Origin of the sequence: Gordonibacter massiliensis (ex Traore et al. 2017) (assembly GCF_019731765.1) — a bacterium.
GTDB classification, from domain to species: domain Bacteria; phylum Actinomycetota; class Coriobacteriia; order Coriobacteriales; family Eggerthellaceae; genus Gordonibacter; species Gordonibacter massiliensis.
This window is the reverse complement of record NZ_JAASIO010000012.1, coordinates 36,090-53,816: the sequence shown is the minus strand read 5'-3', so window position 1 is coordinate 53,816 and position 17,727 is coordinate 36,090. Positions and strand designations below refer to the sequence as shown.

At 67.4% G+C, this 17,727-nt stretch carries 18 protein-coding genes; 1 reads left to right on the top strand and 17 read right to left on the bottom strand.

The annotated features are described in order from the left end of the window. Positions 1–5: 5 nt before the first annotated feature. The 17 genes from HCH03_RS12530 to lepA all read right to left on the bottom strand — a co-directional run bounded on the left by HCH03_RS12530 (position 6) and on the right by lepA (position 16,720). Positions 6–1,220: a GAF domain-containing sensor histidine kinase gene (locus tag HCH03_RS12530; RefSeq protein ID WP_246600021.1), complete on the bottom strand. Its 1,215-nt coding sequence runs from the start codon at positions 1,218–1,220 to the stop codon at positions 6–8. Between the two features lie 64 nt (positions 1,221–1,284). Next, positions 1,285–1,509 (bottom strand): hypothetical protein, encoded by a 225-nt coding sequence (locus tag HCH03_RS12525; RefSeq protein ID WP_080143107.1) that lies wholly within the window; start codon positions 1,507–1,509, stop codon positions 1,285–1,287. A 105-nt stretch (positions 1,510–1,614) separates the two neighbouring features. Continuing rightward, positions 1,615–2,118, bottom strand: coding sequence for an FKBP-type peptidyl-prolyl cis-trans isomerase (locus HCH03_RS12520; RefSeq protein ID WP_221689769.1), 504 nt, complete (start codon positions 2,116–2,118; stop codon positions 1,615–1,617). Between the two features lie 183 nt (positions 2,119–2,301). Next, on the bottom strand, positions 2,302–3,216 hold the full coding sequence (gene era, locus HCH03_RS12515; protein ID WP_221689768.1) for a GTPase Era: 915 nt from the start codon (positions 3,214–3,216) through the stop codon (positions 2,302–2,304). 74 nt (positions 3,217–3,290) lie between these two features. Continuing rightward, positions 3,291–3,788 carry a diacylglycerol kinase family protein gene (locus tag HCH03_RS12510; protein ID WP_185906199.1) on the bottom strand — a complete coding sequence of 166 codons (498 nt, stop codon included), beginning with the start codon at positions 3,786–3,788 and terminating at the stop codon, positions 3,291–3,293. A 1-nt stretch (position 3,789) separates the two neighbouring features. Next, positions 3,790–4,257 carry an rRNA maturation RNase YbeY gene (gene ybeY / locus HCH03_RS12505; RefSeq protein ID WP_221689767.1) on the bottom strand — a complete coding sequence of 156 codons (468 nt, stop codon included), beginning with the start codon at positions 4,255–4,257 and terminating at the stop codon, positions 3,790–3,792. Between the two features lie 4 nt (positions 4,258–4,261). Further along, positions 4,262–5,218, bottom strand: a complete 957-nt coding sequence (locus HCH03_RS12500) for a PhoH family protein (protein WP_221689766.1) — start codon at positions 5,216–5,218, stop codon at positions 4,262–4,264. Positions 5,219–5,355: 137 nt separating this feature from the next. Further along, the gene (locus HCH03_RS12495) at positions 5,356–6,549 is read right to left on the bottom strand and encodes a C39 family peptidase (RefSeq protein ID WP_246600013.1); all 1,194 of its coding nucleotides are present in this window, start codon (positions 6,547–6,549) and stop codon (positions 5,356–5,358) included. A 536-nt stretch (positions 6,550–7,085) separates the two neighbouring features. Then, the gene (locus HCH03_RS12490; RefSeq protein ID WP_221689765.1) at positions 7,086–8,282 is read right to left on the bottom strand and encodes a MiaB/RimO family radical SAM methylthiotransferase; all 1,197 of its coding nucleotides are present in this window, start codon (positions 8,280–8,282) and stop codon (positions 7,086–7,088) included. Beyond that, complete coding sequence (locus HCH03_RS12485; protein ID WP_221689764.1) at positions 8,279–9,127, bottom strand: RsmE family RNA methyltransferase; 849 nt, start codon at positions 9,125–9,127, stop codon at positions 8,279–8,281. The genes HCH03_RS12490 and HCH03_RS12485 overlap by 4 nt, the downstream gene beginning before the upstream one ends. A gap of 291 nt (positions 9,128–9,418) precedes the next feature. Continuing rightward, positions 9,419–10,552, bottom strand: coding sequence for a molecular chaperone DnaJ (dnaJ, locus tag HCH03_RS12480; RefSeq protein WP_080143115.1), 1,134 nt, complete (start codon positions 10,550–10,552; stop codon positions 9,419–9,421). 60 nt (positions 10,553–10,612) lie between these two features. Beyond that, positions 10,613–11,626: a heat-inducible transcriptional repressor HrcA gene (hrcA, locus tag HCH03_RS12475; protein WP_221689763.1), complete on the bottom strand. Its 1,014-nt coding sequence runs from the start codon at positions 11,624–11,626 to the stop codon at positions 10,613–10,615. Between the two features lie 246 nt (positions 11,627–11,872). Further along, complete coding sequence (gene hemW / locus HCH03_RS12470; RefSeq protein WP_221689762.1) at positions 11,873–12,982, bottom strand: radical SAM family heme chaperone HemW; 1,110 nt, start codon at positions 12,980–12,982, stop codon at positions 11,873–11,875. 26 nt (positions 12,983–13,008) lie between these two features. Further along, positions 13,009–13,698: a M23 family metallopeptidase gene (locus HCH03_RS12465; protein WP_221689761.1), complete on the bottom strand. Its 690-nt coding sequence runs from the start codon at positions 13,696–13,698 to the stop codon at positions 13,009–13,011. Between the two features lie 32 nt (positions 13,699–13,730). Beyond that, entirely contained in the window at positions 13,731–14,705 is a 975-nt protein-coding gene (gene dusB, locus HCH03_RS12460) for a tRNA dihydrouridine synthase DusB (protein WP_221689760.1), read from the bottom strand. A gap of 13 nt (positions 14,706–14,718) precedes the next feature. Beyond that, on the bottom strand, positions 14,719–14,913 hold the full coding sequence (locus HCH03_RS12455; protein WP_221689759.1) for a hypothetical protein: 195 nt from the start codon (positions 14,911–14,913) through the stop codon (positions 14,719–14,721). A 1-nt stretch (position 14,914) separates the two neighbouring features. After that, positions 14,915–16,720 (bottom strand): translation elongation factor 4, encoded by a 1,806-nt coding sequence (lepA, locus tag HCH03_RS12450; protein WP_221689758.1) that lies wholly within the window; start codon positions 16,718–16,720, stop codon positions 14,915–14,917. A gap of 396 nt (positions 16,721–17,116) precedes the next feature. Here lepA and rpsT point away from each other — a divergent pair, with 396 nt between their 5' ends. Next, positions 17,117–17,629: a 30S ribosomal protein S20 gene (gene rpsT / locus HCH03_RS12445; RefSeq protein WP_221689757.1), complete on the top strand. Its 513-nt coding sequence runs from the start codon at positions 17,117–17,119 to the stop codon at positions 17,627–17,629. Positions 17,630–17,727: the final 98 nt, after the last annotated feature.

The window sequence follows — 17,727 nt, the reverse complement described above, 5'->3', positions numbered from 1 at the left end:
ATGGCCTATCCTCTCATGCCGTCCAATCTGTCCAGCGGGATATCGATGCAGACCGTTGTGCCGTTCAATCCTGAAATGATGGTGAGCTTGCCATCCACCACGGCGGCGCGTTCGTGCATGATCTTGAGACCGAGCCGCTCCGAAGGCACGGCGCTCGGATCGAAACCGCGTCCGTTGTCCTCCACCGTCATCGTGAGAAAGCGGGTGCTTTTCTCAACCGTCACGACGATGCGCGTCGCCTCGGCATGCCTAAGCGTGTTCGAGAGGCATTCGTTGAGAATGCGTGTCAACTGCAATGACGTCTGCAGGGATATGATGAGCGGCTTGTTCGATGCCTTCATATGGAAGTCAACGGGAATACCCCAGTTGGCTTCGAAATGGGCTAGGCAATCCTCGACGCCCGTGATGAACCCGTCAGTGTGCTCAAGGGGGATGCGCAGCGAAAGCATCTCGTCGCGCAGCATGTGCATGACCTTACTACTCAACGCTTCCAATCGCTCGAGATCCGCTCGCACCGCATCCTCGTCGCCTGCCTCGTAGGATGCGAGAATCGCAGCGACGCTTAGGGAAAGCGATCCGACGAGCTGCGATATGTTGTCGTGTATCTCCGAGCTAAGACGCTTTCGCTCGTCCAGAACCTGCAGTTCGCCAGCCTTCTTCGTGATCTGCATGCGCTGGATGGCCACGCCCAGCACGCGACCGATTTGCAGCAGGTAGGCAAGGCCGTCCTCGCTCCATTCCACAGACGTCTCGTAGACGATCGAGCACATGCCCAGAAGCTCGTCGCCGGCCAGAAGCGGAATGCTCACGGCGCTTTTGAGGCCGCTTTCGAATGCCTCGGGCGGGATCTCGTCTTCGCAGTTGGGATGCTCGTAGTCCATGACGATGGGGTTGTGTGTCCTCATCATCCATTGCGTGCGGCCCGTCGTTGCGAGCAGCACGCTTTCATGAAAGGCTTGCTGCTGCTCGGAGGCGTGGTAGGCGAGTTTTACGAACCGATCGCCACCCACCGTTATGAGGTGCAGATGTGCTTGGGCGCAATGCAAAACATCTGCCACAGCGTCGATCATGCGCTGATAGGCGAGACCGGGCTCGGCGGACCAAGCGGTGGCCTCGCAAATGCGCGTCAAGCCCTCGCAGCGATAGCGCCAGTGAAGAGAACCGGCTTCTTCGCGCGTGTTCTGCGAGAGCAGTTCAGCAGCGTTTCGGATGTCATCCATCACACTTCTAATCCCTTCAAAGGGAGTCGACTGCAAGGAATGTACCATCCTCGCAGTCGACTCGTCAAACGGAAGGCAGCGTGTTGAAGGGCGCCGTACGCCCGGTCGACACGTTGAGCCATGTGCCGCAGATCTGCACGTACAGCGGTCTGAGCACGATGCCTCCGCCGTGCCTCCCCGTTCCTAGGTAGAGCACGTCCGGCGTTGCACTTGCGGCCCAGATATTTGTCTCGATTTCGCGGTATGCGCGACCGTCGGTACCGATCAGCAAAGAGTGTTCCCAGTCCATGTCGCAAACGGGGACTTCCTCTACCGCATGCTTCCCTGCGAAGGCCTTGGATTTTTCTGTAACGCTCCTATGCACCCGCGCCTCCCCTCGTCGCATCGTGCCGCATCACGATGCGAGCGACTGTTTCAACCGGTCGCACCCACATGCGCAACCTGCCGGATGCCTTTCGCACTCGATGGCCGACTCTCGCACGATGGACACAAGTTCAAGAGAAAACGTTAGATCCTTTCCGGCCAACTCATGATTGAAATCAAGTGTCACCGATTGATCGCCCACCTCGACGACTTTGACGGTCAGCGGCCCCGCCGGACTGGAAAGCACAACAATATCGCCGTCATGCAGTCGCCCGGCACCGGGCAGTGAATCCATGGGCACGGTCTGTATGAGGTCTTCGTCGTAAACGCCGTACGCTTCGTCGGCCGGTATACGCACAATACGTTTTTCACCGATTTCCATCTCGTTTACGGCCTTCTCGAACCTGGAAAGCATCGTTTTCGAACCCACGACGAGCTCGAATGGTTCGCCGCGCCGCGCGCTGCTGTCGAACTCGGTTCCATCATCGAGCGTACCCGTGAAACGAAGACGAACTTTTTGCCCGATATCAACCACAATCTCCCCTTTCCCCAGCGATCCTCCGTCGCATGCGACGGAGGATCGCTCTCCCACTCAGATGTCATTGTAGACCTCCGCCTGACCAGAGAGGGAACGTTCGGCCCAAGTGGGCCGAACGAGGGGCGCATCAGGCAAACATAGAGGATCGCCCTTGCGGACCAAATCAAAATACGATGATGCTCAAGCGCCCTCGCCGTAGCCGAAGCGGCGGATCTGGGCGGCGTCGCGGCGCCAGTTTTTCTTCACCTTCACGGACAGGTCCAGGTACACGCGCGTGCCCAGCAGCTGCTCCAGGTCGGCGCGCGCCTCGGTGCCTATCTGCTTGATGGCCGCGCCCTTCTTGCCGATGATGATGCCCTTCTGGCTGTCGCGCTCCACGTAAACGACGGCGAAGATGCGATGGAGGTCCTTCTTCTTGTCGTACTCCATCTCCTCCACGCGCACGCCGATGGCGTGGGGCACCTCGTCGTGGAAGGACCGCAGGATCTTCTCGCGGATGAATTCGGACACCACCACGTCGATAGGCTGGTCGGTCTCCATGTCGGCCGGGAACCAGGAAGGGCCCTCCGGCAGCAGGTACACGACCTCCTCCACGAAGGCCTCCACGTTCTTGCCCGTGGCCGACGACAGGCCCACCATGGCATCCCATGTGCCCAGGCGCTCGGCGGCCTCGCGCTGGGCCTCTATCTGCTTCGGCGTGGCCAGATCGACCTTCGACAGCACGCATATCTTCTTCGCGCGGGCGCGCTTCAGCTGCTCGGCCACCCACTCGTCGCCACGGCCGATGGGCTGCGAGGCGTCGATGAGCATGGCCACCACGTCCACGTCTTCGAGCGCCTTGAGCGCCGAGGTGTTCAGCTCCTCGCCGAGCGCGTCGTGGGGCTTGTGCAAGCCGGGCGTGTCCACGAGGATAAGCTGGAAATCCTCCCGCGTGAGCACGGCGCGGAAGCGGTGCCGCGTCGTCTGCGCCGTGTCGGATGTGATGGCGATCTTCTTGCCCATGATGGCGTTGACGAGCGTGGACTTGCCGGCGTTCGGCCTGCCCACGAGCGTGACGAACCCAGATTTGAAGTGCTCGGGCGCGTTAGATTCCATTGACCGTTCCTTGTCGTCGAGCCGGCCGCGCCGGCATGCCTTGTCCTATCGTCGAGCCGCGCGCGACACTTGCCTCAGCCGAACACCAGCGCCCAGGCGGGCGGGATGAACACGACGCAGGCCACCACCACGGCCACGGCGGCGAATATGAGCACGGCGCCGGCGGCGCAGTCCTTCGCGCGGCGGGCGAGCTCGTGGTACCCGGGCGACACGAGGTCCACCACCGACTCGATCGCCGTGTTCACGCATTCGGCCGCGAACACGGCCGCGATGCACAGGATGACGGCGGCCCACGAGGCCGTGTCGATGCCGAACGCGAAACCCAACGCCACGGCGACCACGGCGATGACCAGGTGTATCTTCATGTTGCGCTGCGTACGCACCGCATAGGCTATGCCGTCCCAGGCGCATTTGAACGCGCAGAGGAGCGGGAAGCGCGAACGCGCGCCCTTGTCCGCGTCGTTGCGCACGAACCCCGCGCCGCCGCAGCGGGCGCTTCCGTCGCGTTCGGCCTGGCCGTCCTCGCCGGAGGTGCTCACGGGCTCGTCCTCTATCGCCGTTTCAGCGGACATGCTACACCGTGCGCTTCGACCACGCCTCGAGGATCTCCGCCTCGCGCTTCTCCATGACCTCGGCCTCGTCGTCCTCGATGTGGTCGTAGCCGCACAGGTGCAGAAGGCCGTGCACGAGCAGCAGGCTGATCTCCTCTTCGAACGTGGTGCCGAACTCGCGCGTCTGACGGCTGGCCACGTCCGGCGCGATGATGACGTCCCCCAGCTCGAAGACGGGGTCCTCCGCCAGCGTCATGGCCGACAGGTCGTCGTCCACGCCGTCGCACTCGAAGGACAGCACGTCGGTGGGCCCTTCCTTCTTGCGGTACTTCTCGTTGAGCTCGGCGATGGCCTCGTCGGTGACGAAGCTGACGGAGACCTCCGTGTTGAAGGGCTTGTCCTCGCGGGCGAGCACGAACTGCGCCAGCTCGTGCAGCGGCAGCTTCTCGAGCTCGTCTTTGCGGTAGTCGTAGTTTATCTGGATGTCCATGTTCCTAAGCCTTCCCGGTGGCCTCGTCGTAGGCGGACACGATGGCCGCCACGAGCGAGTGGCGCACCACGTCTTTGCCCGTGAAGTCGCAGAACGCTATGTCGTCGATGCCCTCGAGGATGGCGCGCACGCCTTTGAGGCCCGAGATGCCGCGCGGCAGGTCGAGCTGGGTCACGTCGCCCGTGACCACCATCTTCGAGCCGAAGCCCAGGCGCGTGAGGAACATCTTCATCTGCTCGGGCGTGGTGTTCTGCGCCTCGTCGAGGATGATGAAGCTGTCGTTCAGGGTGCGCCCGCGCATGAACGCGAGCGGGGCGATCTCGATGACGCCGCTCTCGATGAGCTGCGTGGCGCGCTCCATGTCGGTCATGTCGAACAGCGCGTCGTAGAGCGGGCGGATGTAGGGGTCCACCTTCTCGGTGAGGGTGCCGGGCAGAAATCCCAGGCTCTCCCCCGCTTCCACCACGGGGCGCGTGAGGATGATGCGGCCGACCTCCTTGCGCTTGAGCGCGGCCACGGCCATGGCCATGGCGAGGTAGGTCTTGCCGGTGCCCGCGGGCCCGATGCCGAACGTGATGGTGTGCTCGCGGATGGCGTCCACGTAGCGCTTCTGCCCGGCCGTCTTGGGGCGGATGGCCCGACCGCGGTACGTGAGCAGGATGTCCTCGCGCAGCGCTTGGGGCGAGAACTCCGCCGTACGCAGCAGGTCGATGGCGCGACGCACGTAGTCGGCCGTGGGCTCGCCGCCGCCTTCCGCGAGTTTGATGAGGTCGGAGAACAGCGCCGTGAGCGACTGCACTTCCAGCGGGTCCCCCTCGAGCACGATGGTGTCGCCGCGCACGGTGATGCGCGCCTGAAACGCGTCTTGCACGAGATGGAGGAGTTCGTCGGCCTGGCCCACAACGAGCGCCATGTTCACGCTCGTGGGCGCCGTGAGGGTGATTTGCGTCTGGTCTGTCATGGGGGCATTGTACCACGCGCAAGGCTCACCTGCGCCGTTGTCATCGAACCGACAGAGGGAAATAGTGCGGATGCACAAGAACTTCGGCAAACAACGGGGCGCGGGGCGTCTTCCGCCATTCGAACCGACGCCCTGCGTCAGGCGCGACGGTAGGCGTAGAGGGCCTGGGTTTGGCCGAGAACCTGCTGGACGTCCCAACTCTTCGCGGAACGCTCGGTCGAGTACGGATCGTTGACGACGAGCGTGCCGTCGTCGGCGAAGCCCGTTACGACGAAGAAGTGGCCCGCCGAAGTGAAGTCGCCCGGCCCCACGTTGCAGATGACGAGCCCGCCGTCGGAAAGCGCGGCGGCGAGCGCGTCGGCGCTGACGTCGATCTGCGTGCACGACAGGCCGAGCGCGGAAGCCTCGTTCACGAGGAACGTCGCGTCGGTGCCGTCGAACTGGGTCTCGTAGCCGCCTTCCCTCGCACGCACGCCCATGTCGTAAGGCGACAGGTCGTTCTTACCGGTGAGGCCCTGGTACACCATGGAAAGCGACGTGGGGCAGCAGCCCGTGAGCGCGAACGTCGTGGAGCTGTACACCGTGTAGCCCCAGCGCTGGTCCCATTGGTAGAGCAGCGGCGCGCCGCCCTGGGTCTTCTCGCCGCCCGAACCCTCCCCCGTCTCGGCGGGGTACCGCTCCGGAAACGCGCGCACGAAGGGCACGGCCTCGGGCTCGTCCGCGGCGAGCTTGAGCAGCTTGTACTGCACCGCGTCGCCGTCGACCGCGTACTCGTCGGCGTGGTTCGCTATCCAGGCCACGTCGGCGTCGTTCGCGGCGGCTTGCACGAGGGAGGTGGCCAGCTCGGCATCGAGGTAGTCGGGCACCGACACCGTCTCGGGCTCGGGCCCTTCGTTCTGCTCCCCGCTTGCCGGGACGTTGTCGACGGGCTCCGGCGCGTCGGCCGCGCATCCGCGCGCCGCGAGCACGACGGCCGCGACGAGCACGAGCGCGACCACGCCCGCCGCGACGAGCGTGCCGCGCGGGCCGAGGATTCCGAAGAGGCGCGAGGCGGCGTTGCGCGCGGCGGAGAGAACGCCGGCGACGGCCGACGGGAGCGGCGAGCCGGCAGACGACGCGCGGGGCGCGGCGGGGGAAGGCGCACCCGCTTTTCGCGCGGAGCCTTTCGGAGCGCCGACGCGGGACGATGGGGCTCGGGAAGGGCGGCCCTCCTCTTCGTGCATGCGGGCCCGGCGCGCCTCGAGGCGCGCTCGCGCGGCCGCACGTTCGTCGGCAGCCCCGTTTCGATGCTCGCGATCGGAGATGGCCCGCTCCTTCCCCTTGCCGTCCATGCGCACATTCTATCACGACGGGAAGCGCAGAAGCCTGCCTGTAACGCAATGCGGGAGCGGCGGCGAAAGAACGCGCCTTCGCGCACGCGCGCCATCGGCATACGCTCGGGGCCTTTCGGCACAAAAATCACCGATGCCCCCGCACCCAAGGTCGCCGCCGGGAACCTTCGAAGCCCGACCCTGCAAGAGTCGAGCGAGTTTCCGCAGGTCGCGGAAAACGACAGGCAGAGAGGTCGCCTCGAGGGACCTTCAAACACGGGGGCGTCGGTGATTTTTGTACCGAAAGGACCCCATTGGCTGTCAAACCACCGTTAACATTACGCAAGCCAGCGCGTCGTCATCCTGAGCGAGCGGAGCATTCGACGGTCCGGCGGGCTGTCGAGGCCCCGGGCACGCAAAGCAGGCGCAGGGAGGCCCCGCGGAGCGGGGACGGGAGTGCAACAGTCCGCTGGACTGTTGCATGCTCAGGATGACAACCTGGCCGGATGCATGTCGATGCTGGTTCAACAGCGGCGGCACGCCATGGCGGCTCCCGCCTAGCCTCTGGGGAACGTCACTTCCACGAGCGAGCCTGCCGGCGCGCCCTCGGGTGCGGGGAGCTCGAAGTAGCTTTCGGTGAGGGCCGTTCCGCCCGGCTCCACGACCGCGAGCTCGCGCGTGCCGGCGCGGCGCGCAAGCTCTTGGGAGCGCAGCGCGCGGCCCGTCTCGCGCAGGCGGCGCGCGCGTTCGGCCTTGACGGGCGCGGGCACCTGGTCACAGCGCGCGGCCGCCGGCGTTCCGGTGCGGATCGAGTACGGGAACGCGTGGATCTTGGCGAAGCGGCAGCGGCGCACGGCCTCGAGCGTCATCGCGAAGTCGTCTTCGGTCTCGCCGGGAAAGCCCGCGATGACGTCCGTTGACAGCGAGAGCTCGGGCACGGCGGCGTAGAGCCCGTCGACGAGCTCGCAGAAGCGCTCGGCCGTATAGGGGCGCGCCATCTCGGACAGCACGCGCGTCGACCCGGACTGCAGCGGAAGATGCAGGTGGCGGCACACGCGCCCCTCGGCCGAGGCCAGCAACGACACGAACGCGTCGTCCACGTCCATGGGCTCGACGCTGGACACGCGGAAGCGCGCGTCGGGGCCGCCGCTGCGGGGTCCCAGGCCGCGCGTCTCGTCCAGCAAGCGCTCCAGCAACCCCGCCAGGCGCAGGCCCTCGTCGTCGTAGGAGCCCAGGTTGATGCCCGTGAGCACGACCTCCCGCACGCCGGCGGCGACCAGGGCCCGCACCTCCGCCGCCACCCCGTCGGCCGGCCGGCTGGTCGCGCGCCCGCGCGCCACGTGCACGATGCAGTACGTGCAGGCGTTGTCGCAGCCGTCCTGCACCTTCACGCCCACGCGCGTGCGGAAGCCCTCCCCCGCCCGCAGCGCGGCGTCGTTCGGCGCGGCCGCCGCGAGCTCGCCCTTGGGCACGACCTCCACGCGGAGGTCCATGGACGAGAACGCGTCCGCGTCGAGCGCGGCGGCGCATCCCGTGACCACGACGCGCGCCGTCGGGTTCGCGCGCAGGGCGTGGCGCACGGCCTTTCGCGTCTTCTTCTCGGCCTCGCCGGTGACGGTGCACGTGTTCACCACCACGAGGTCGGCTTCCTCCTCGGCCGCCGGGACCCCGCCGCGGGCCATGAGCGCGGCGGCGAATGCGTCCGACTCCACGCGGTTGACCTTGCAGCCCAGGTTGACGATGGCGAACCTCATCGCACGCCCCTCGTCTCGCGCGGGAACGAGAAGGCCCCTTCCCGCGCCCCTTGGCTTCGCCGCGCGAGGCGGTCGAGCTCGTACAGGACGAACGCGGGCGCGACGATACCCGCCGTCTCGGTGCGCAAGATGGAGGGCCCGAGCGTGACGAGCGAGGAGCGGGGGTTGCAGCCGAGAAGCGCCTCGACCTCGTGCTCGGCGAGGCCGCCCTCGGGGCCCACCACCACGGCCACGCGGGCATCCTCGGGAAGCGCGCCCGCGCGGGCCAGCCCCTGCGCGATCGCTTCGTCGATGCGCGCGGTGCGCGGAGCCTCCTCCCAGCACACGAGCAGGACGGTGGCGCCGGCCAGCAGCGCGCACGCCTCCCCGACCGTCGCCGGCTCCGCCACCTCGGGCACGGCGCGCTGGCCCGACTGCATGGCGGCGCTCTTGGCCACGGCGCGCCATCGCTCGGCGCGCGCGGCCGCCTTCTTGGCGTCGAGCCTCACGATGGAGCGCTCGCACGCGAGCGGGACGAACCCGGCCACGCCCAGCTCGGTGGCGTGGCGCACCACCGAGTCCATCTTGTCGCCCTTGGCGAGCCCTTGCACCAGCAGCACGGTCGGACGGGGTCCCTCGTCGTCGAGGCGCTGGGCGATGCGCACAAGCGGCACCGCGTCGGAGAAGTCGACTACCTCGCATTCGAAGTAGTCGCGCGCAGCGTCCACCACGGCCACGTGCTCGCCGGGAGCCAGGCGCAGCACGCGCGCGTGCTTGGCGTCGTCGGGGGCCAGGCGCAGCGGGAACACGCCGTCGGCCTCGTCGGCAAGCGCCTGGTCTTCGAGATAGAAATGAGGGAGGGACATGGAAACCCTTTCTCCGACGGATGTTGATGCCTGTCATCCTGAGCGCAGGCCGTAGACCGAAGTCGAAGGATCCCGCGCGGCGTCAGCGGGAAGCGTCACAGCTATCGCCGCACGGGATCCTTCGCCCCCGCTCCACAGGGCCTCCCTGCGCCCGCTCCGCGTGCTCGGGAGTTCGACAGTCCACCGGACTGTCGAATGCTCCGCTCGCTCAGGATGACAGGGGTACCGCCTGATGACAGGGGCGCCGCTGCGCTCGCTCGGACAAAGAGGCAGCCAACCGGCCCGTCGGCTCTACTGGAACGCGTCGCGCAGCTTCTGCAGCGGCGTGCGCTCGTCGGGCACGTCCTCGCCCATGTCGGCGGCGAGCTGCTCCAAGAGCTCGCGCTGCTTCTTCGTCACCTTCTTCGGCACCACCACGTTCACGTGCACGAACAAGTCTCCGCGCGCATCGCTGCGGAACTTCGGCATGCCGTGGCCCTTCACGCGCACCACCTGCTCGTTCTGGCAGCCCTCGGGAATGCGCACCTGCACCTTCTCGTCCTCGAAGATGCCGTCGATCTCGATCTCGGCACCGAGCGTGGCCTGCACGATGGACACGTTCGCGCGCGCATGCAGGCTGTCGCCGTCGCGCTCGAAGAACTCGTGAGGCTGCACACGCACCGTGACGATGAGGTCGCCGGGCGCCGCGCCCTGCAAACCCGCCTCGCCGAAGCCGGACAGGCGCAGCTGCTGCGAGTCGCGGATGCCCACCGGCACCTCCACGGTCACGCGCTGACGGTCGGGCACGCGACCCTGGCCCTCGCACTCGGGGCAGGGGTTCTCCACCGAGCGGCCCGTGCCGCCGCACTTCTTGCACGTCGTGGCCGACTGCATGTCGCCGAGGAACGTGTGCTGCACCGTGACCACGCGGCCCTGGCCGCCGCACTCGGGGCAGGTGACCTCGCGCCCGTCGGGGCCGAGGCCCGTGCCGTCGCAGTCGGGGCACGGAGCCAGGCGGTCGTACACGATCTCCTTCTTGGCGCCCGCCGCCACCTCTTCCAGCGTGACGCGCAGGCCCACGCCCATGTCGCGGCCCTCGCGGCGCTGCGCCTGACGCGCGCCGCCTCCGCCGAAGAACGAGCTGAAGATGTCGCCCATGCCGAAGCCGCCGCCGAACAGGTCCTCGAAGTCGACGTATCCGCCGCCGTAGGGGCTGCCGCCGCCGGCTGCGCCGGGAACGGTGCCGAAGCGGTCGTACTGGGCGCGCTTGCCGGGATCCGACAGCACGTCGTACGCCTCGTTCAGCTCCTTGAACTGGTCCTCGGCGTCGGCGGCTTTGTTCACGTCGGGGTGAAGCTCGCGCGCGCGGCGTCGGAACGCCTTCTTGATCTCGTCTTCCGTGGCGTTCTTCGAAACGCCCAGAACCTCGTACAGATCCTTGGCCATTGCTCTTCCGTGCACCTTCCTCGTGAACGGCGCCGCCTCCGTGCCGGCGCCGTGCGAATCCTATACGTCCTGAAGCGCGGCGGACGCGATGCGCACCGCCCGCAACACCTTCGAGTAGTCCATGCGCGTGGGCCCGATGACGGCCACGACGCCGGCCGAATCCCCGCGCCCGTAGCGGCTCGCCACCACCGACACGCCCGCCAGCTCCTCCGCGTCGTTCTCGCGCCCGATGCGCACGCTGGGCGTGCCGTCGACCTGCTGCACCGCCTCGTCCAGGATGTGCAGCATCACCGTGTCGTTCTCGAGCACCTGCATGACGGGCAGCAGCGCCTGGGACTGGCTGAACTCGGGCTTCGTCAGAAGCGAGCTCACGCCCAGCCGATGCGCGCGCGAAAGCTCGCTCTCCTGCAAGCACGACAGCACCTCGTCGAGCGCCATGCGCACGAGTGGGTCGCGGAACGCCTCGGCCATGCCCTGGCCCAACCCGTCCTCGATCTGCTGGAGCGACTTGCCCGTGAACACGTCGCCCAAGAACACCTGCACGCGGGCGAGGTCGTCGGGAGCCACCTCTTCGGCGAACTCCATCTGGCGGTTGAACACCTGGCCGTCCTCGGTGACGAGCACGACGAGGGCGCGATAAGGGGAAAGCGAGATGAGGGAGAGCTGCTTGATGTGCAGGTTCAACACGGACGGCGCCAGCACGATGGACAGGCAGTCCGTGATGCGCGTGAGGGCCGACGACGTCTGCTCCAACAGCGCGTCGAGCTCGCTCGCGCTGCGCCGCAGCTCGTCCACCACCGGGCGGTACCGTTCGTCATCGCCCGTGAAGTCGGTCGTGAGCAGGTTGTCGACGAACGCGCGGTACCCGGTGTCGGTGGGTATGCGGCCGGCCGAGGTGTGCGGCTGCGTGATGTAGCCCCCGTCCTCGAGCACCGAAAGCTCGTTGCGCACCGTCGCCGGGCTCACGCCCAGCTGGTAGCGCTCCGTGAGCGTGCGCGAGCCCACCGGCAGAGCGCGCGCGACGTATTCTTCTATGAGCGCGGCAAGCACCCGCTGCCTGCGATCCGATAGCACGCCTCTCCACCTTCCTCTCTCACAGGACCTCCCCGCCCCCGCATCCGAGCCGTCCCCCGGCTCGCGCGAGCGGCGATGCCTTCGCCTTGACGACGCCAAGAAGACATTTTAGCAGCCGATGCAAGAGAGTGCTAAGAAAAGCGGAGGAAATATGCAGAAAGGCGCCGAAACCCGCCGATCACCCCGCGAGCGGGGGTTACGGCGCGACGGCGGGCGTCCGAGCGCCGTGCGAGGCGAAACCGGGCATCACGCCAAATCGAACAGCGCGCCGTAGAGGTCGTTGCCGCAGAGCCAGCCGCGCTCGGTGGGCCTCCAGCGGCCGTCCTCGTGCATGACGAGGCCCTCCTGCTCGAGCTCCTCCAGCACGGTCGGGGCGTCGGGCAGCAGCGCCGCCGCGCGCGCTACGTGGTCGTCGGACACGCCGCGCGTCATGCGCATACCCAGCATGAGGTCCTCAGCGGCCATGCCGCGCGCGTCCAGGTCGTCCGTCACCTGGCCGTCCTGCACGCGCATGCGGCGCTCCGCGTTCTGGGTCATCGTGGCCGCCGAGCGGCCGAGGCCCAGGTACGGCACGCCCGTCCAGTAGGCGATGTTGTGGCGGCTCTGGAAGCCGGGGCGCGCGTAGCTGGCCACCTCGTAGCGCTCGAAGCCGGCCTCGGCCAGCACGTGCGCGGCGATCTCCATGTGCTCGGCCTCCACGTCGTCGTCGGGCTCGTCCAGCTCGCCGGCCAGCACGGCCGCGTTGAAGGGCGTGTGCGCCTCGATGGTGAGCGGGTACACGCTCACGTGCGCCACGCCGAGCGAGACGGCCTCGCGCACGCTCGCCTCGAAGCTCGAGGCGCTCTGGCCGGGGATGCCGCACATGAGGTCCACGCTCACGTTCTCGAACCGCGTCTGCGCGGCCGCCACGGCGCGGCGGGCCGCATCTGCGTCGTGGGCGCGGCCGAGCACGGCCAGCACGTCGTCGTCGAAGCTCTGCACGCCGATGGACAGGCGGTTCACGCCGAGCGCCCACACGTCGCGCACCATGCGCTCGGTGAGGCTCTCCGGGTTCGCCTCCATCGTGCACTCCACGTCCGGTTCGAGCCGCATCGAGAGCGACAGCGTGTACAACAGCATGGACAGCCGCGAGAGCCCCAGATGGCTCGGCGTGCCGCCGCCCATATACACCGTCTTGATCGCGCCCAGCTCGCCCTCCTTCGCCTTGCGGCGGATCTGCAGGCACAGGTCCTCCACGTACGCGTCGATCTCCGGCGAATCGGCGGGCACGGCCGCCGTGGCGAAATCGCAGTACCCGCACCGCTTCACGCAGAACGGCAGATGCAGGTAGAGCGCCTTGTAGGGATCATGGGGCATGGGAGCAACCTTTCCGAGAGCAACCGTCATGCTAAAAAGCGTATCCGATCGACAGCCGTCGGAACGCCCTCGCGCACCTTTTTCCATGCGCCGCGCTCAAACACCTCGTAAGAGGCGAAGGCGCACGGGAGGCCGGCGGCGCACGTCAAATCAGGGTCGTCCATGAGCTGGAAGTGCAGATGCGGGTAATAAGAGTTGCCCGAATGCCCGACGCCGCCCAACAGCTCGCCCTGCGCCACGACCTGGCCGAGCTCCACCTTCACCGTGGAGGGACGCAGGTGGCAAAGGGCGGCGTACACGCCATCCCGGCAGCGCAGGACCACGTGGTTGCCCGCCAGCTCGCGCACGTCTCCGACCTCTGGGTCGAAGTTGCTGTTCCTGGCAGCCCGACGCGCGTCGGAGAGCAGGCGCGCATGCGTGCGCTCGGGCCAATCGGCCTCCGCCCCCACCACCGTGCCGTCGCAAGGGGCGTACACCGCCTCCCCGTAGCAATAGCAGGAATCGATGGGAACGCCCAGCAGGAGGTAGCGCAGGAAGCTGGCACGGTAGCAGGGCCAGCCCGCGCGCTGCCAGTCCACCTGCAGGAAATCGTAGGCGAAACGCGAGCCCAGCGCGTCGGTGCCGTGGCTGGGAACCCGCGTTCCCGGCGTGTTGGGAACCGCCCACTCGCCTCTGAGCGGGAACCCGACGACGATCGGGTCGTCTGCGTCGTGCATGTTCAACGCATCCCCTTCCGCCACGTGAATGGTCACTCGGCGTGCGCTTGCGCGCACGCCAGCAGCTCGTCGAACACCGCGTCGAAGTCCTCCACCGACACGCAGGCGTTTATCCGCGCCCGCGCCGTGGCGGCGCCCGGCAGGCCGGCCATGTACCACATGGCGTGCTTGCGCATGCGCACGATGTTCTTGCCCTCGCGCTCGGCGAGCAGGCGCGCGTGGCGGCGGGCCATGGCCAGGCGCGCCTCCACGGAAGGGGGCGCGGGTTCGGGCTCGCCCGCGAGCGCCGCCTTCGCCTGGGCGAACACCCACGGGTTGCCCTCGGCGCCGCGCGCGATCATCACGGCGTCGCAGCCCGTGCGGCGCGTGATCGCCACGGCGCACGCGCCCGTGCGCACGTCGCCGTTGCCGATGACGGGCACGCCCACGGCCGCCTTCACGCGCGCGATGGCGCCCCAGTCGGCGCTGCCGCGGTAGAGCTGCTCGGCGTAGCGCCCGTGCACGGCCACGGCGCACGCGCCCGCGTCCTCCATGCGGCGCGCGAAGTCCACGCACGTCTCGTCGCCCTCGGCCCAGCCGCGCCGGAACTTCACCGTCACGGGATGCTCCACGGCCGCGCGCACGGCGCGCACGATGGCGGCGGCCAGCTCCGGGTCCTTCATGAGCGCCGAGCCGTCGCCCTTCGACACGATCTTGCGCGCCGGGCAGCCCATGTTGACGTCGAGGTAGGCCAGCGACTCCCCCATCGCCTCCTCGATCCACGCGCCCTGCGCGGCCATCGTGTCGGGCTCGTGGCCGAACAGCTGCACGGCCACCTGGTCCTCGCCGGGTGCCAGGCGCAGCAGGTGCCGCGTCTTCTCGTTCGCGTAGGAGAGCCCCTTGGCCGACACCATCTCCGTGAAGGCCAGGTCGGCGCCCTGCTCGCGGCAGAGCGCCCGGAACGCCTCGTCGCTCACGCCCGCCATGGGTGCGAGCAGGAGCCTATGGCTTCGGAAGAAATCGAACATGGCGATGAGGCCCCTAGGAGGCCAGCACGTCGATCATGTTGATGCCGACGAAGATCAGCAGCACCACGATGCCCACCACGACGGCGAGGCAGCCGCATCCGAGGGCGATCTTCGTGCCGCCCGACGTGGCGGCCTGCGCCTGCTCGCGCGCCGCCTTCTTCTCGTCGAACGGATCGTCCAACCAGTCGAAATCGTCTTTGCGCGCCATATTAATCGTCCACCTTCAAGATGGCCATGAACGCCTCCTGCGGCACTTCCACGTTGCCGATGTTCTTCATGCGCTTCTTGCCGGCCTTCTGCTTCTCCAAGAGCTTGCGCTTGCGGCTGATGTCGCCGCCGTAGCACTTCGCCAGCACGTCCTTGCGCTTGGCCTTCACCGTCTCGCGCGCCAGCACGCGCCCGCCGATGGCGGCCTGGATGGGCACCTCGAACATCTGGCGCGGGATGATCGCGCGCAGCTTCTCGGTGAGCACGCGGCCGCGGTCGTAGGCCTTGTCCTTGTGGATGATGAACGACAGCGCGTCCACCGGCTTGCCCGACAGCAGTATGTCCAGCTTCACCAGCTTGCTGGGCTTGTACCCGTCGAAGTCGTAGTCGAGCGAGGCGTAGCCCTTCGTGTTGGACTTCAGCTTGTCGAAGTAGTCCATGATGAGCTCCGAGAGCGGGATCTCCCAGAGCATCTCCACCGTGGTGGGCGACAGGTAGTTCATGGTGACGAAGGTGCCGCGGCGCGCCGTGGTGAGCTCCATGACGGCACCCACGTAATCGGGCGGGATGAGGATCTTCGCCTTGAGGTAGGGCTCCTCGATGTGCTCGATCTCGCCGGGGTCGGGCATCTCCTGCGGGGAGTGCAGGCTGATCATCTCGCCGCCCGCCTTGTACACGTGGTACTCCACGGACGGTGCCGTGGCCAAGAGGTCCAACCCGAACTCGCGCTCGAGGCGCTCCTTGATGACCTCCATGTGCAGAAGTCCCAGAAATCCCACGCGGAAGCCGAAGCCGAGCGCGTGCGACTTCTCCGGCTCCCAGGCCAGCGCCGGGTCGTTGAGCGAGAGCTTCTCCAGCGCCTCCTTGAGCGGCTCGTACTGGTCGCCGTCGATGGGGAACAGGCCGGTGAACACCATGGGCTTGGCGTCGCGGTAGCCGGGCAGCGGCTCGTCCACGCCGTGCGCCGCGGCCGTGACGGTATCGCCCACCTTCACCTGCCGCACATCCTTCAGGCCCGTGACCAGGTACCCCACCTCGCCCACGGACAGCTGCGGCATGGGCGTCTCGGCGGGGCGGCGCGCGCCCACCTCCTCCACGAGCACCTCGGTGCCCGTGGCCATCATGCGCACGCGGTCGCCCTTCTTGAGCGAGCCGTCCACCACGCGGATGAGCGCCACCACGCCGCGGTAGGGGTCGAAGTACGAGTCGAAGATGAGCGCGCGCAGCGGCCCGGCGGCGTTGCCCGTGGGCGCGGGGATGTTGTACACCACGGCCTCGAGCAGATCGTGCACGCCCGCCCCCGTCTTGCCGGAGGCGAGCACCGCGTCGTCGGCGGGGATGGCCAGGCCCTCCTCGATCTCCTCGCGCACGCGGTCGGGCTCGGCCGCGGGAAGGTCGATCTTGTTGATGAGCGGGATGATGTCGAGGTTCGCGTTCATGGCCATCATGGCGTTGGCCACGGTCTGCGCCTCGACGCCCTGGGTGGCGTCCACCACCAGCACGGCGCCCTCGCACGCGGCCAGGCTGCGGCTCACCTCGTAGGTGAAGTCGACGTGGCCCGGCGTGTCGATGAGGTTGAACTGGTAGGTCTGGCCGTCGTCGGCCGTGTAGTCCACGCGCACGGCCTGGCTCTTGATGGTGATGCCGCGCTCGCGCTCGATGTCCATGCTGTCGAGCAGCTGCTCCTGCATATCGCGGTGAGCCACGGTGCCCGTGAGCTCCAGAATGCGGTCCGAGAGCGTGGACTTGCCGTGGTCGATGTGCGCGATGATGGAGAAATTGCGGATGAGGGTCGGGTCGGTGGTCATAGTCGCTTTCTTCTATATACGGGCGGTGCACGAGCGAAAAACGTGTTTTCGGGAATTTCCTCGTGAAAACGTACTCAACGTTTGGTATTCTATCGCATTGTGTATCCAGCGATACGTGCGTGCGATGATCTTATCGCCAAATCTGCAGACGTGGCTGCATTACGGATTCGTCCTCGCTGGTGACCGGTTGGTCTGCGAAACAGAGAAATCCCGCCTGTTTCCTATGCATCGTCAACGCCCCGCGCGTCTGCGCGGGCGGCTCCTCCGGGGCCTTGTTGCGAGGCGATCGGTTACCGTGCGACCGCGAGGGCAGGCATCGCCCGCCCGTATCGCTGGAAGCGCAGCGCGATTAGTTTCGCAAGACAAGGCATTCGATTTTTTGGAGGAACGAAGTACATGGCGAACATCAAGAGCCAGAAGAAGCGCATCATCACCAACGAGAAGGCCCGCATGCGCAACCGCGCGGTGAAAAGCGAGCTGAAGACCGCCATCCGCCGCGTGAAGGACGCCGTGGCCGCCGAGAACGGCGCCGAGGCCTACGCCGCCGCACTGGCCGCCTGCCGTCTTCTGGACAAGGCCGCCTCGAAGGGCGTCATCCACAAGAACCAGGCCGCGAACCGCAAGAGCGGCGTCATGCTGCTCGTGAAGGACGTGGTGACCGACGCCGACCGCGCCGCCTACGTGAAGCCGGCCAAGAAGGAGCAGAAGACCGGCTCCAAGAAGGCCGCCGCCAAGGCCGAGCGCGAGGCAGCCATGAAGGCCGCCTCCGCCGAGAAGGCGAAGCGCCGCGAGAAGACGCAGAAGGACGAGGCCGCCGCTGCGAAGCGCAAGGCCAAGGAAGCCGAGGAGGCCGCCAAGGCCGAGGCTGAGGCCGCTGCCGCCGAGGGCGCCGAAGAGGCCGCCGAGTAAGCTCGATGCAACGGGATCGCCCGCGATCCGTCCGCATATCAAGGGAAGAGGAAGCCCCCGGAACCGGGGGCTTCCTCGCGTTCGGGAAAGGAAAATGC